Source organism: Devosia sp. XGJD_8 (assembly GCF_046614475.1).
GTDB lineage: Bacteria > Pseudomonadota > Alphaproteobacteria > Rhizobiales > Devosiaceae > Devosia.
Map to the genome: position 1 here is coordinate 614,607 of NZ_JBKJHF010000002.1, position 13,616 is coordinate 628,222.

Consider the following 13,616-nt stretch of genomic DNA (forward strand, 5'->3'; position numbering starts at 1 on the left):
TGGCGCCGCGCCGTCCGGATGCATTGAAGCATGGGATGACGGAGCGCACTCACCCTGGTGCCTAAACCAGCGGCTTGAGGCCTGCTTCGATGCTGGCGCGGCGGCCTTCGAGGAAGGGGGGCAGGGCCAGGCTTTCGCCAAGGGTTTCCATCGGCTCGTCGGCGGCAAAGCCGGGGACGTCGGTGGCGATCTCGAACAGGATGCCGTTGGGCTCGCGGAAGTAGAGCGAGGTGAAGTAGAAGCGCTCGACTTCGCCGCTATTGCGCAGGCCGGCTTTGCCGACCCGTTCGATCCATTGGCGCAGGCCATCCTGGTCGGGCGTGCGGAAGGCGACGTGATGCACGCCACCGGCACCGGGACGGGCGGGCGGCAGGGTGGGGTCGACCACGACATGCAGTTCCGCGCCGGGGCCGCCGGGACCCATTTCGAAGACATGGGTTTCGGGCGTGTGGCTGGTCATGGCGTATTCGCGGACCTTGCGCATGTTCATCACCTGGGTCAGCACCGCCTCGGTGCGGTCGAGCCGCGGCACGGCCATGCTGATCGGGCCGAGGCCAATGATCTGGCGTTCGGCCGGCACGGGCGACTTGGCCCAGGGCACGACCTTGTTGGCGGCATCGATCACCATGCGGAAACGCTGGCCCTCGAAATCCTCGAAATCGAGCGAGAGCTGGCCATTGCGCTCCTTGATGGCGCTGGTGCCGACATTGTGGCTCTGCAGATAGTTCTTCCACCAGGTGAGACTGTCCTCGCTATCGACGCGCAGGCCGGTGCGGCTGACGGTGTGATTGCCGCGGCTTTCGCGCGGGGCATCGAAATCGAAGAAGGTGAGGTCGGCGCCGGGCGAGGCCACGCCGTCACCATAGAACAGGTGATAGGCGGTGGTGTCGTCCTGGTTGACGGTCTTCTTGATCAGCCGCATGCCCAGGGTCTGGGTGTAGAAGGCAAGGTTCTTCTTGGCCTCGGCGGTGACCGCCGTGAGGTGATGGATGCCTCCGAGTTCGAGCGTCATTTTCTGTCTCCTGATGGACGCGGCGTCGCGCCGCTGTTGGGGTAGATGTAGTGGACAGCGGGCGGTTTGGGCAGCCGGACAATGCCAACACACTGGTGTCGATCGTTGAACGATCTCCCATGCCTGCGAAAGGCCCCCTCACCCGGCTCGCAGGAGCGATCCGACCTCACCCCGGGGAGGGAGAGGTGAGGACGAGTGATCACAAAATCGCGTCACCTGTCTTTTTGACATGCGCCGACCCCTCGCCATGCGGTATCCCTTTGAGTGAACATAAAGGGAACGAACATGGCCGCGCTCACGCTGCGTCGCAAGCTGGCAATCCTCTCCGACGCTGCCAAATATGATGCGTCATGCGCCTCCTCGGGCACGGAGAAGCGCAGCAGCGCCGGCACGGGCGGGATCGGATCGACCGAGGGAAGCGGGATCTGCCACTCCTATGCGCCGGACGGGCGCTGCATCAGCCTGCTCAAGATCCTGCTGACCAATTTCTGCGTCTATGACTGCATCTATTGCGTGAACCGCTCGTCGTCCAATGTGGCGCGGGCGCGGTTCAGCGTCGCCGAAGTGGTGCGGCTGACGCTCGACTTCTACAAGCGCAACTATATCGAGGGGCTGTTCCTGTCCTCCGGGATCATCCGCTCACCGGACTATACGATGGAGGAACTGGTGCGGGTGGCGCGGAGCCTGCGCGAGGAGCACCTGTTCGGCGGCTATATCCATCTCAAGGTCATTCCCAATGCCGCGCCGGAACTGCTGGCGGAAGCCGGGCGCTGGGCCGACCGGCTATCGACCAATATCGAGATGCCGACCGATATCGGGCTCGAGGCGCTTGCGCCGGAGAAAAAGCCCAGCGAGATCCGCACCGCCATGGCGCGGGTGCGCGGCAAGCTGGACGAGGCGAGGCCGGACAGCAAGGCCAGGGCCAACCCGCAGAAATTTGCCCCGGCGGGGCAATCGACGCAGATGATCGTGGGCGCCGATGCGGCCGATGACGGGGCCATCCTCAACCGGGCGGCCGGGCTCTATTCGGGCTACAAGCTGCGGCGGGTGTATTATTCGGCCTTTTCACCCATCCCCGATGCTAGCTCCCGGCTGCCGCTCAAGCCGCCGCCGCTGATGCGGGAGCATCGGCTATACCAGGCGGACTGGCTGATCCGCTTTTATGGCTTTGACGTGCCGGAAATCATCTCGGGCGGACAGGATGGGTTGCTGGACCTGGCCATCGACCCCAAGCTGGCCTGGGCGCTGCGCAACCGGGCGCGTTTTCCGGTGAACGTCAACCGCGCCGACCGGGAAATGCTGCTGCGGGTGCCCGGGCTTGGGACGCGGAGCGTGGACCGGATGCTGGCCACGCGCCGGCATCACAGCCTGCGGCTGGATGATGTGGCGCGCATTGCCGGCGCGATCGACAAGGTGCGGCCCTTCATCGAAGCGGCGGACTGGACGCCGGGCGGGCTGACCGACCATGCCGGGCTGCGCGCCCGGCTGACGCCGGCGCCCGAGCAATTGAGCCTGTTCTGATGCAGGTGGTCCAGCTGCAGGCGCTCAATGACTTTGGCGAGTGGCGCGACAAGGCGCGCGCCTTGCTGGCGGCCGGTGTGGCGCCGGAGGCCGTGTCGTGGCGCGAACCCGGCGGGGTGGCGGGGCTGTTCGAGGATGCAATGCAGGCGCATGGCAATCGACCGGTCGGCGCGGTGCCACCGGCCTTTATCGAGCTGGCACGGCAGGCCATCCTGCATGCCGATCCCGAGCGGTTCGCGCTGCTCTACCGGTTGCTGTGGCGATTGCTGGCCGACCGGGGGCTGATCGAAACGGCGTCGGATCCGGACCTGTTGCGGCTGACGCGCATGGCCAGCGCCGTGCGCCGAGACAGCCACAAGATGAAGGCCTTCGTGCGCTTCAAGGCCATTGTGGACGATAGCGGGCTCGAGCGGTTTGCCGCGTGGTTCGAGCCCGAGCACTATACGCTCGAGGCCACGGCCCCGTTCTTTGCGCGGCGGTTCGACGGCATGATCTGGGCCATCGTGACGCCCTATCGCAGCGCCTATTGGGACGGGGAGAGCCTGGCCTTCGGGCCGGGCGGGCAGAAATCGGACGTGCCGCAGGACGATGCCGTCGAAGGCGACTGGAAGACTTATTTCGGATCGATCTTCAACCCGGCGCGGCTCAAGGTGGCGATGATGAAATCGGAGATGCCGGTCAAATACTGGCGCAACCTGCCCGAGGCGGAACTCATTGCGCCATTGATCCGGGGAGCGCGGGAGATGGAGGCGGCGATGATCGAACGCGCCACGACACAACCACCCTCGCGCCATCTACGGCACAGGGAGCGCGCGGCGCCGGCCGCCGCAGATGAGCGCGCAATGGCGAGCCTGGCCGACCTGCGCGTGGCGGTCGAGGGCTGCCAGCGCTGCCCGCTTTACGAGCAGGCGACGCAGGCGGTGTTCGGGGAGGGGCCAGAGACGGCCGAGGTTATGTTCGTGGGCGAGCAGCCGGGGGACCAGGAGGATCTGGCGGGCAAGCCCTTCATCGGGCCGGCCGGGCAGGTATTCGACGCCGCCCTGGCAAAGTCGGGCATCGATCGTGGCCGGGTCTATGTCACCAATGCGGTCAAGCATTTCAAGTTCGAGCCGCGCGGCAAGCGCCGCATCCACCAGCGGCCCGATGGCGGGGAGATCCAGGCCTGCAAATTCTGGCTTGAGCATGAGATCGGCCTGATCAAGCCCAAAGTGATCGTGGCGCTGGGGGCGACGGCGGCACAAAGCCTGCTGGGCCGCGCGGTGACCATAGGCAAGGCGCGGGGCGCGCCGATCCCGCTGGATGATGGCACGCTGCTGTTTGTCACCAACCACCCGTCCTACCTGTTGCGCATTCCCGATGCCGCCGGAAAAGCCCGCGAGCAGGCAAAGTTCGAGGCCGACCTGATGCAGGTCCGCGCGGCGATGGCGGGCGGAAGCGGCGGAGGCTGAAAGAGGCTGACTGATGTCTTGACAGCGCGGCATGCTAAACCTAGTTAGGGCATATCGCCGGGGAAACCCGCGCGCCCCTTGGGGCGGAGTAGCTCAGTTGGTTAGAGCAGCGGAATCATAATCCGTGTGTCCCCAGTTCAAATCTGGGCTTCGCTACCATTTCAAACCCCCGGGAAACCGGGGGTTTTTTGTTTCCGCCATAAGCGTCAGGTTGCGCGTACTTGAGGCCAGGTAGCAAATAGGTAGCAACCGGCTTTGGCGCGCCCCTTCGGGCGCAGTGGTCGCTCAGTTGGCAAAGAGCGTCAGCTTTCGCCACTTTCAGCCGCTTATGCGGCCTTGGCCGGCGCCTGAAATCAGGCCATGCGTCCTATAGCCAGTGCAGTCTGGAATGGGGTGGAGGCCGTGTGATAACTCGCCACGGCTCGTCGCTGAGGATGGCTTGCGATTGCGCGCGTTAGCTCCGTTCACCCCGTTATCGCTTTGAGGGTCGAGGCAACGCCGGCGACGGCGATGGCGCGCTTGATGTTGTAGGCCAGGATCGCCAGGCTGGCTTCGGTGGCGACGTGCGTGAGGCCCCGCGTTCGGAAGTGGGTGGCGCCCATCCAGCCCTTGATGGTGCCGAAGACGTGCTCAACCGTACAGCGGCGGACCGCCATCGCCTCGAGGCGACGCTCCATGGCATCGAGCACCGCTTCGTGCTCCCATCGGCGGATGCGCTTCTCCTTGCCGGCCGTGCACAGGGGACGGGATGGGCAGGCACCACAGGCCTTCTGGTTGAAGTAGACGCTGATGAGCTTGCCGCCCTCCACTCTGGCAAACCGCTTTTGCAGCTGCTCGCCGGCTGGGCAGCGATAGGTGTCAGTCTCAGGCTCATGCACGAACATGGCCTTGCCCCAGAAGCCTCTTGCCTGAGCCGGTGACGTATTGGGCTTGGGCACCATCGGGATGATGCCAGCTTCGGCGCAGGAGCGGATCTGCTCGCCCTCATAGTATCCGCGATCAGCCAGGGCGATCATCTCGGCAGCGCCGATCTCGGCCTGTGCAGCCTTGGCCATCTCCAGCAGATGCGAGCGGTCATGGCCCCGGTTCGTCACCGCATTGGCGACGACGATATGGTGCTGGGTATCGACCGCCGCCTGCACATTATAGCCGACGACGCCGCGATGGTCGCTTCCGGTCGCCATGGCGCGGGCATCCGGATCGGTGAGCGAGATCTGCTCGTCCGGTGCCGCTTGCAGCTGCCGACCAATCGCCTCGAGTTCCCCGAGACGCCCGCGCAGTGATGCCAATCGCTCGGTCAGGTGCTCGATGCGCGGTGTAGCTGGGCCGGTCTCGGCTCTGTCGGCTTCCTCAAGCTCGGCCAGATAGCGCGCGATGCTCTCTTCGACATGGGCCTTCCGCCGCGCCAGCTTACCCTTGGTGTAGTTCTTCTCGTGCGTGTTCACCGCGCGCAAGCGTGACCCATCGATGGCAACCATGCCCCCGCCGACCAGGCCAAGGGCTCGACAGATGGAGACGAAGCGCTGGCACGCGATCTGGATCGCACCGGCATTGTCACGGCGGAAGTCGGCGATGGTCTTGAAGTCGGGCACCAGCTTGCCGGTCAGCCACATCACCTCGATATTGCGGCCCGCTTCGCGCTCCAGCTTCCGGCTCGAGGTCAGCTGATGCAGGTATCCATAGATGTAGAGCTTGAGCATGGTGCCCGGTGCGTAGCCGGGTCTGCCGGTCGATGCCGGCTGGACACGCCCGAAGCCGAGCCCGGCCAGATCGAGTTCATCGACAAAGGCGTCGATGATGCGAACCGGGTTGTCAGCATCCACATAATCTTCGAGACACGCCGGCAAAAAACTCGCCTGGTGACGGTCAGCACCCTCAACGAAACCGCCCATATGGCACCTCCGAAGCAGTGCCAGATCATAGCATAATCAGGGGTTTTCACACAGCCTCGGGTGGATTGCGGACGGTCCGCTTTCAGATTGGTAGGTCGGAAAGCGGACTGATTGGCTAAGCTACACGGAATTAGCTGATCCACACACCGGCCATGCGGCGGTTGTTGTTGGTTTGAGAATGCAGGCGGTAGTCGTGCACCTCATTGCGGGTACCAAGGAAGCGGAAGGAAAAGGCGACCGGATAGACCAGGTATTGGCCGAGCACTAGGGCCTCCAGTTCGTTCGACATGGCCTTGCGCTTGGCCGGATCAAGTTCTTGGCTCTGGGCAAGAAACAGCGCGTCGATTTCCGGGTCGGCGATTTGGGAATAATTCCCGCCTGCGCCTGACACGACCTGATTGCCGAAGATGGCGTCGGGATCATCGACGGCAATGCTGAGATTACCGCCATGGATGTCGTAGGCCTTGGCCTTCTGGCTCTCCGAATAGGTAGCGGCCTCCTGCGGGTCCAGGTTCACCTTGATGCCGACCTTTGCAAGTTGATCCTGCAGGAACACGCCCCAAGGCCCGAAGCGGTCGTCGCGGCGAACGACCAATCTGGTCTCGAAGCCGCTGGGAAAGCCGGCCTCCGCTAACAGCGCCTTGGCCTCGTCGATGGCGTCGGGTGCCTGTTGCGGACCGAACCCCGGAATGGCGTGAAGTTGCTCGTCGGGCAAGGCCCAGGTTCCACTGGGTGGCGACATGCCGCCCAAGACGGCATCACCCTTGAACAGCACCGCAACTGCCGCCGAACGGTCGATAGCGAGTGCCGCAGCCTTGCGCACGCGGACGTCGTCCCAGGGCTTTACCGCTAGGTTGAAGTGCAGGGCGATGGCGTTGAGGCTCGGAGCGCTTTGCACTGTGGCCTCGTCAGCCATGTCGCGCTCGGCTTCATGCGCCAGCGTGGCTTCCATGCCCTCGAAAATATTGAGTTGGCCGCTGCGGAAATAGGCCATGACGCTGGCTTGTTCAGGAATGATGTAGACGTTTATGGCGTCGGCATATGGCTTGTCGGGATCGAAATAGTCGGGATTACGCACCAGTTCGATGCTGTTGCCGCGGCTGTAATTTGCCAGCTTGAAGGGGCCTGTGCCCACGACCACGTCCTTCATCTGGCCCTGTTCCAGCACGTGCTTGGGCAGCACGGAAAACCAGTTTGGGCAAAGGCCGGCGATGAGCCCGGGCGACGGACGGTTGAGCGTGAACACAACGGTATGGTCGTCAGGTGCGTCAATGGCCGAAATGGCCGCAAGCGCCGATTTGCGTACGCTGACAATGCCTTCTGGCGGATCACGGGTGATGTCGAAAGTATATTTCACATCTGCCGATGTCATCGGCATGCCGTCGTGGAATTTTACGCCCTGGCGCAGCTTGAAAGTAATGGCGAGGCCGTCGGCGCTGACGTCCCAGCTTTCCGCTAGGTCGCCGATAATTGCGTTGGGATCGAGCGGATCGTATTGGACCAGACCGTTATAGCAACCGCCGATCGAATCCAGCACCCGTGACGTGGTGTTGGAGAGAAGGTCGAAGTTTGGCGGATCGCTTTCGATATTGTAGCTAAGCACGCCACCCTTGCCTGGGGCAGGCGCCTGCGCCCAGGCTGGCAGCAGCGTCGCGCCGGCAAGAACGAGGCTGGCGGCGCCGCTGGCTGTCAGGAAACGACGACGGCTCAAATTGGCGTGCGAATAGGTCATAGGTTCTCCTCAAGAAGGCAGCACTGCACGGGCCATGACAACATGCCGCGCAAGTGGTACCGCGCAGCGCAGTACAGGTGGCTTGAATTCCTCGAACTGGCGCTTGGCACGCTCTTTCGGGTGGAGGCAATTTCTTACGCCTGCCCCATCAATTCAAGCGAGTTTAGTTCGCACTGATCCATCGCTATTTGGATGACCTAGCCCCTTATCCCAAGCGGTCGATTTTGCGCATGTCGGGAAAGGCGCGGTACCAGAAGCCGGCAATGCCCAACGCGGCGACGCCACCAAAAACCACCGCGGGCACGACCCCGAACAGCACGGCAAAACTGCCGGCACGGAAATCGCCCAGTTCATTGGAAGCGCCGACGAAGACGCTGTTGACCGCCGTCACCCGGCCGCGCAACTGGTCGGGCGTGCGCAGTTGCACGAGGCTTTCGCGGACATTGACGCTGACCATGTCGAAGCTGCCTCCGATCAGCAGGGCGGCAAAGGAGAGCCAGTAACTCGATGACAGCCCAAAGATCAGGATGGTGATGCCGTAGCCGGCGACGCAGGCGAGCATGGTTTTGCCGGCGTTGCGGGTGATGGGTCGCCAGGCCAGCAGTACGGCCATCAGAAACGCCCCGGCCGCCGGACCGGCGCGCAGGATGCCGAGGCCGACCGCGTCGGTATGGAGGATGTCCTTGGCGTAGACTGGCAGCAAGGCCGTGGCGCCGCTGATGAACATGACAAAGAAGTCGAGCGCGATGGTGCCCAGCAAGGTGGGGTCGCGGCGGATGGCATCGAAGCCCCCCAGCAGATCGCCTTTCTTGATTGCGGTCGACACGCGAACTTGGGTGCTGCCTCGCAAGGTCAGCGATAAAACCATGGCGCAAACGAAAACGCCGCAGGCGACGCCGAGCGCAACGGTGGGCGAGACGGAATAAAGCAGCCCGCCGGCGATGGGACCGGCGACCACGGCGATCTTTGCCAGCGAGGAATTGAGCGCGATGGCGCGCGGCAGATCGCGGCGATCGACCAGATTGACCAGCAGCGCCTTGATCGTCGGATTGAGAAAGGCGCGCGCCACCCCGACCAGGGCCAGCATGCTCAGGATCGGCCCCGGTTCGAGCAGGTTCTGCGACGAAAACACTGCCAGTGCGCCGGCAGCGATGGCAAGGGTGAGATAGCAGAAGCCAACCACCCGCTGGCGATCGAAGCGATCGGCCACCATGCCGACCGCGAGCATCAGCACAAGGCTCGGCGTGAACAGCACAAGTCCGGCAAGCCCGAGGTAAAAGGCGTTGCCGGTGACGTCGTAGAGGGTCCAGGCCACTACGAGGTTGAGCGTGGAAATCGCCAGGGTCGATAGCGAGCGGGTCAGGACGTAGAGCAGATAGTTGAGCGACCTGGGCTTACCGGGTTCTTTCACGGCGTCGGCGGGCGGCGTCAGCCCATCGGGCATCAGGCTCGAAACTTGTTCGTCTTCCGCCATGACCTGGAATTCCCCCATGCGCCTGATGTGCTTTTCTTGATGTGCAAAGGGACCCGTTTTGCGCTGGGAACAAACGAAATTATCGCCGGACTGGTATCGCTTTACGTCATCGAAACGTCATCGGGCGGGCAGGGAAGTGCTGCGCGCCCGAGAAGAATGAGATCAAGCAACCGCCTGCGGCATGCGGGGCGATTTCCTGTCGATGCGGCTCAACCTTCGCGCTGATGCGGATCGAGCAGGTCGCGCATGGCGTCGCCGAGGAAATTAAAGCCAAAGACCACGAGCGTGATGGCCAGGCCAGGCGCGATGGCGAGCCAGGGAGCCTCCATCATGTAGCGCTGCGTCTTGCCACTCAGCATCGCGCCCCAGGACGGTTCTGGGGGTGGTGTGCCGAGGCCGAGGAAGCTGAGCGAGGCTTCCGAGAGGATCGCAGCGCCGAGACCGGCGGTGGCGAGGATGATGAAGGGGGCAAGGCAGTTGGGCAGGATGTGGACGAGCACGATCCGCGCGTTGCTGAGCCCGAGGTTGCGCGCGGCGACAATGTAGGGGCGTTCGCGGACCGAAAGGGTGGTGGCGCGAACGACGCGGCAGGCGTTGGGCAGTTTGACGATGGCGAGGGCGATGATGACGTTCTGGATGCTCGGGCCGAGAACGGCGACCATGGCCAGGGCGAGGATCAGGGTGGGGAACGCCATCAGCGTGTCCATGACGCGCTGGATCAGGTAATCCACCGTGCCACCGAAATAACCGCTGACGAGGCCGAGCAGGGCACCCGAGGTGCTGCCGATGCCAACGGCCATCAGGCCGACGAAGATGGAAACGCGAGCGCCAAAGATCAACCGGCTCATGATGTCGCGGCCGTATTCATCGGTGCCCATCCAGTTGTTCCAGTTGGGCGACGCCAACAGATTATTGGAGTCGATCAGGAACGGATCGTGCGGGGCCAGGAGCGGGGCGAAAGCTGCAACGAAGATGAAGGCCAGAATGATGAGCGCACCGACGGCACCGAGCGGCTTGCGGCGCGCGGCGCGGCGCAGCTTGGTCCAGATGGAGCGGTGCGCCTCTTTATAGTTGGCCTGAGGTGGTTCGCTGAGAGTGATGGTCATTTTTGTAAATTCCCGATCCCTATTCGTAGCGGATGCGTGGGTCGAATACGCCATAGAGGATGTCGACGATGAGGTTGAGCACGACGTAGAGCACGCCCATCAACAAGATGATGGTCTGCACCACCGGGTAGTCGCGGTGGTAGATCGCATCCACGAGATAGCGACCGATGCCGGGCAGCGTGAAGATGGTCTCCATCACCACCGTGCCGCCGAGCAGGCCGCCCAGTTCGATGGCGCCGAGGGTAAGGACCGGCAGCACGGCATTGCGCAGGGCGTGCTTGCCCAGCACCGCCTTTGGACGAAGCCCCTTGGCGCGGGCGGTTCGCACATAGTCCTCGCGCAGCACTTCGAGCATGGTGGAGCGGGTCATGCGCGAGATCAGGGCGGCGTTGCCGAAGCCCAGGACCAGCGCCGGCCAGATCAGCTGTTGCAGGTTGACCAGCGGGTTGCGGGTGAAGGGCATGTAGCCGAGCGGCGGTGTCCAGTTGAACCACAGCGTCAGGAACAGGATCACCAGCGTGCCGAGCCAGAAACTGGGCACCGCAAGCCCGGCGATGGAGACCGAGCGCATCAAATAGTCGATCCAGCTGTCCTGACGGACGGCGGAATAGATGCCGATCGGAATGGCGATCAGCATCGATAGGGATAGCGCGATGAAAGCCAGTTCAAGGGTCAGGGGAATGCGTTCGCCGATTTCGACAAGCACCGGGCGGCCGCTCCACAGCGAGTTGCCGGCATCGAGGCGCAGCAGTCCCCAGATCCAGTCGACATACTGGATCCACAGGGGCTGGTTGAGCCCGAGTTGGATGCGCAGGGCTTCGATGGCCTCCGCGCTGGCGCCGGTGCCGCCTTCTTCGTCGCCACCCAGGATCATGGCGGCAACATCGCCAGGCAGCAGGCGCATGATCAAAAAAACGACGACGGAAATGCCAAACAGAATCGGTATCAGCCCCAAAAGGCGACGCCCAATATAGCCGATCATCGCGAACTCCTAAGCAGTGCGACTGGGCTCAACCGACCAGAGCTGGACAGCCGAGCACCGGGTGACTTCAAAAGCCATTTCACGCTAGTCCCCTCCGTGTCATGAAGCCATGACATGTCCTTCATTGAGGACGGCGACCTGCTTTCCAGGCCACGATTGCGGAATCCTAGAGCCAGCCAGCAACTAAACAAGCGATAAAATTTCTGACCCTCGCATCGCTAAAATGAATAGTTAGAACCACGCCGGTCCGGTATGTCGAGCGACAAATAGCGATGATCTAACCAGCTATAAATTCGCTTATCGGAATTGGGATCCGAGGCTAAATCTTTTCGCAGCAACCAAACCCTGCCCGAACACAACGGGTATCGCTGCCCGAGGAGAGCAAAGTGCCGATTGGATTTCGCATAGCCGCCGAGCGCATTCGTGCCGACCAGGCGTTGATCGAACGATTTGCCAAGGTTCCCGTCGCCTGTATCAGCGACTCCATGCGACGCCTGGTCGCCGGCGGCGCGCGCCTGCGTCCCATCGGTGCCGCCAAGATGTGCGGACCAGCCTTCGTGGTCAAAACGGCACCGGGCGATAACCTCATGGTGCACAAGGCGCTGTCACTGGCCAAGCCGGGCGACATCATCGTCGTCGATGCCGGTGGCGACCTGACCAATGCCATCATCGGCGAGCGGATGGTCACTGTCGCCCATGAGCGCAAGCTGGCGGGGATGATCATCAACGGCGCTATTCGTGATGCCGACACGCTCAAGCACCATACGATGCCGGTGTTCGCGGCCGGGATCACTCATCGCGGGCCCTACAAGAACGGCCCCGGCGAAATCAACTTCCCGATCGCCATCGACGGCATGGTGATTGAGTCCGGCGACATCATCATCGCCGATGACGACGGCTTCGTCTGCGTTCCCATCCGCGACGCAGCTGCGGTGTGCACTGCTGCCGAAAAGAAGTTCGAGCACGAAACCAATACGCCGCCCGGCTCGGACGGAAAGTCCGACGACGTGCTGCGTGCCCTAGGCTGCGAATTTCCGGAAGACGCCCGATGAGCAAGCTGCTTGGCATCGATCATATCGATATCGTCGTGCAAAATCCCGAAAGCATGGCGCAATTCCTGCAAAGCGTGGGCTTTTCGGTGCATCGCCGCACCGCGCATGGTGGCGGCTCCATCGAATTGGTTTTTCCAGGTGACGGCGAGCAGCCGATCCTGGAACTGACGTCGCCGACCGACGCCGCGGGCAAGGCACGACCGCTTGGGCTCCGGCACATGGCGCTTCGAGCCAGCGACATTCACGAGACATTCGAGCTGTTCCGCAACCAGGGTCTTCCGGTGCGCGGAGAGCCCAGGTCCATCGCCGATACCGGCCGCACGCTGATCAACCTGACCGATCCCGAAGGGGGGACGCTGCAGATTGTCGACGGCCCTTAGAGGCGGGCCGGCTGCAATGGCCGCATGGACGATGGGTGTGCTAGTTCTACTCGACCACAGTTGAGGGACCGATGATGCCAAGCGTGAAACAGGTCGAAGCCTTTTACTGGAGCGGTACGCTCGGCAGTTTCGTCGCGGCGGCGGATCGGCTCAATACGACCCAATCCAACATTTCCAAGCGCATTCAGGAAATGGAAATGACGCTGGGCATCTCGGTTTTCGACCGGACGCGCCGCGCTATCCGGCTCACCCCCAAGGGGGAGGAGTTGATGCAGGCCAGCGAGAATTTCCTGCGCGCCCATAGCGGCGTCACGGCTGTCGGCGGCAATGCCCATTCCGCCACCGGCCCGTTCCGCTTCGGGGTGACCGAGGCGGTGGCGCTAACCTGGCTGCCACGCCTGTGCGGAGCCATATCGGCGGCGTTTCCCGGCCTCATCCCTACTTCGCGGGTGGATACTTCGACCCAGCTCAATTTGCTGCTGCGCGAGCGCAAGATCGACCTGGCAATCGGCACCAAGCTGCGGGTCGACTCTGACTTCGAGGTGACAGAGTTGGCATCGCTCGATCGTGTCTGGCTGGCCAGCCCGTCCCTGGTGCCCGATGACGCGGTCCTGACCGCCAAGGAACTGGCGCGCCTGCCATTTCTGGGTCATGGCGACATGGCAGCGGCCGAGGTCATCATCAGTCGCTACCTGCGAGGCTACGGCGTTTCTGCCAGTATCGTGACCTCGTGCACCAACCTCACCGCCCTGGCCCGCATGGCGGCTGCCGGGATGGGCATCACCTATCTGCACAGGGGTGTATTCGACGACGAAATCCGGCTCGGCCGGTTGCGCGAAGTGCAGACCGAGATCGTCTTGCCCAAGCTGCAATACGTGGCCGTGCACCGCGACGACCCACTCAGCCCGCTGACCAGAACCATCGCCGAGATTGCCAAATCAACCTGCGACTTCTCCTGGAGCTGGGAAACCGAGGCGACGTAACGGGCCTTGGCCAAATCATCTATGCCTTTTCGCT

Annotated in this window: 11 protein-coding genes and 1 tRNA gene; 6 read left to right on the forward strand and 6 right to left on the reverse strand. The window is 63.0% G+C overall.

Translation table 11 applies throughout. The features are described 5' to 3' along the window. Positions 1–61: 61 nt before the first annotated feature. Positions 62–1,012, reverse strand: coding sequence for a ring-cleaving dioxygenase (locus ACLI1C_RS18500; protein WP_411399021.1), 951 nt, complete (start codon positions 1,010–1,012; stop codon positions 62–64). Between the two features lie 285 nt (positions 1,013–1,297). Here ACLI1C_RS18500 and ACLI1C_RS18505 point away from each other — a divergent pair, with 285 nt between their 5' ends. The 3 genes from ACLI1C_RS18505 (at position 1,298) to ACLI1C_RS18515 (ending at position 4,140) form a co-directional block, all read left to right on the forward strand. Continuing rightward, the gene (locus ACLI1C_RS18505; protein ID WP_411399022.1) at positions 1,298–2,533 is read left to right on the forward strand and encodes a putative DNA modification/repair radical SAM protein; all 1,236 of its coding nucleotides are present in this window, start codon (positions 1,298–1,300) and stop codon (positions 2,531–2,533) included. Then, complete coding sequence (locus tag ACLI1C_RS18510; protein ID WP_411399023.1) at positions 2,533–3,981, forward strand: UdgX family uracil-DNA binding protein; 1,449 nt, start codon at positions 2,533–2,535, stop codon at positions 3,979–3,981. Before ACLI1C_RS18505 ends, ACLI1C_RS18510 begins: the two co-directional genes overlap by 1 nt. An 82-nt stretch (positions 3,982–4,063) precedes the next feature. Continuing rightward, positions 4,064–4,140: transfer RNA gene (locus tag ACLI1C_RS18515), tRNA-Met, on the forward strand. Between the two features lie 305 nt (positions 4,141–4,445). Here the strand turns inward: ACLI1C_RS18515 and ACLI1C_RS18520 are convergent. The 5 genes from ACLI1C_RS18520 to ACLI1C_RS18540 form a co-directional block, all read right to left on the reverse strand. After that, complete coding sequence (locus ACLI1C_RS18520; RefSeq protein ID WP_411399024.1) at positions 4,446–5,873, reverse strand: IS1182 family transposase; 1,428 nt, start codon at positions 5,871–5,873, stop codon at positions 4,446–4,448. A 130-nt stretch (positions 5,874–6,003) separates the two neighbouring features. Then, positions 6,004–7,605: an ABC transporter substrate-binding protein gene (locus ACLI1C_RS18525; RefSeq protein ID WP_411399025.1), complete on the reverse strand. Its 1,602-nt coding sequence runs from the start codon at positions 7,603–7,605 to the stop codon at positions 6,004–6,006. Between the two features lie 205 nt (positions 7,606–7,810). Next, complete coding sequence (locus ACLI1C_RS18530) at positions 7,811–9,079, reverse strand: MFS transporter (RefSeq protein ID WP_411399026.1); 1,269 nt, start codon at positions 9,077–9,079, stop codon at positions 7,811–7,813. 209 nt (positions 9,080–9,288) lie between these two features. Further along, positions 9,289–10,185 (reverse strand): ABC transporter permease, encoded by an 897-nt coding sequence (locus tag ACLI1C_RS18535; protein ID WP_411399027.1) that lies wholly within the window; start codon positions 10,183–10,185, stop codon positions 9,289–9,291. A 19-nt stretch (positions 10,186–10,204) separates the two neighbouring features. Continuing rightward, positions 10,205–11,167 carry an ABC transporter permease gene (locus tag ACLI1C_RS18540; protein WP_411399028.1) on the reverse strand — a complete coding sequence of 321 codons (963 nt, stop codon included), beginning with the start codon at positions 11,165–11,167 and terminating at the stop codon, positions 10,205–10,207. A gap of 386 nt (positions 11,168–11,553) precedes the next feature. On the opposite strand from ACLI1C_RS18540, the gene ACLI1C_RS18545 reads away from it, so the two are divergent. The 3 genes from ACLI1C_RS18545 (at position 11,554) to ACLI1C_RS18555 (ending at position 13,582) form a co-directional block, all read left to right on the forward strand. Then, complete coding sequence (locus tag ACLI1C_RS18545) at positions 11,554–12,219, forward strand: RraA family protein (protein ID WP_411399029.1); 666 nt, start codon at positions 11,554–11,556, stop codon at positions 12,217–12,219. Beyond that, positions 12,216–12,599 (forward strand): VOC family protein, encoded by a 384-nt coding sequence (locus tag ACLI1C_RS18550; protein ID WP_411399030.1) that lies wholly within the window; start codon positions 12,216–12,218, stop codon positions 12,597–12,599. Before ACLI1C_RS18545 ends, ACLI1C_RS18550 begins: the two co-directional genes overlap by 4 nt. 83 nt (positions 12,600–12,682) lie before the next feature. Continuing rightward, complete coding sequence (locus tag ACLI1C_RS18555) at positions 12,683–13,582, forward strand: LysR family transcriptional regulator (RefSeq protein WP_411399031.1); 900 nt, start codon at positions 12,683–12,685, stop codon at positions 13,580–13,582. The last annotated feature ends 34 nt before the right edge of the window (positions 13,583–13,616 follow it).

What these genes read in the sequence shown, in the direction of transcription:
- ACLI1C_RS18535 (WP_411399027.1), bottom strand. Translation starts at nt 10,185, where the DNA reads ATGACCATCACTCTCAGCGAACCACCTCAGGCCAACTATAAAGAGGCG.
- ACLI1C_RS18510 (WP_411399023.1), top strand. Translation starts at nt 2,533, where the DNA reads ATGCAGGTGGTCCAGCTGCAGGCGCTCAATGACTTTGGCGAGTGGCGC.
- ACLI1C_RS18505 (WP_411399022.1), top strand. Translation starts at nt 1,298, where the DNA reads ATGGCCGCGCTCACGCTGCGTCGCAAGCTGGCAATCCTCTCCGACGCT.
- ACLI1C_RS18525 (WP_411399025.1), bottom strand. Translation starts at nt 7,605, where the DNA reads ATGACCTATTCGCACGCCAATTTGAGCCGTCGTCGTTTCCTGACAGCC.
- ACLI1C_RS18540 (WP_411399028.1), bottom strand. Translation starts at nt 11,167, where the DNA reads ATGATCGGCTATATTGGGCGTCGCCTTTTGGGGCTGATACCGATTCTG.
- ACLI1C_RS18550 (WP_411399030.1), top strand. Translation starts at nt 12,216, where the DNA reads ATGAGCAAGCTGCTTGGCATCGATCATATCGATATCGTCGTGCAAAAT.
- ACLI1C_RS18520 (WP_411399024.1), bottom strand. Translation starts at nt 5,873, where the DNA reads ATGGGCGGTTTCGTTGAGGGTGCTGACCGTCACCAGGCGAGTTTTTTG.
- ACLI1C_RS18530 (WP_411399026.1), bottom strand. Translation starts at nt 9,079, where the DNA reads ATGGCGGAAGACGAACAAGTTTCGAGCCTGATGCCCGATGGGCTGACG.
- ACLI1C_RS18500 (WP_411399021.1), bottom strand. Translation starts at nt 1,012, where the DNA reads ATGACGCTCGAACTCGGAGGCATCCATCACCTCACGGCGGTCACCGCC.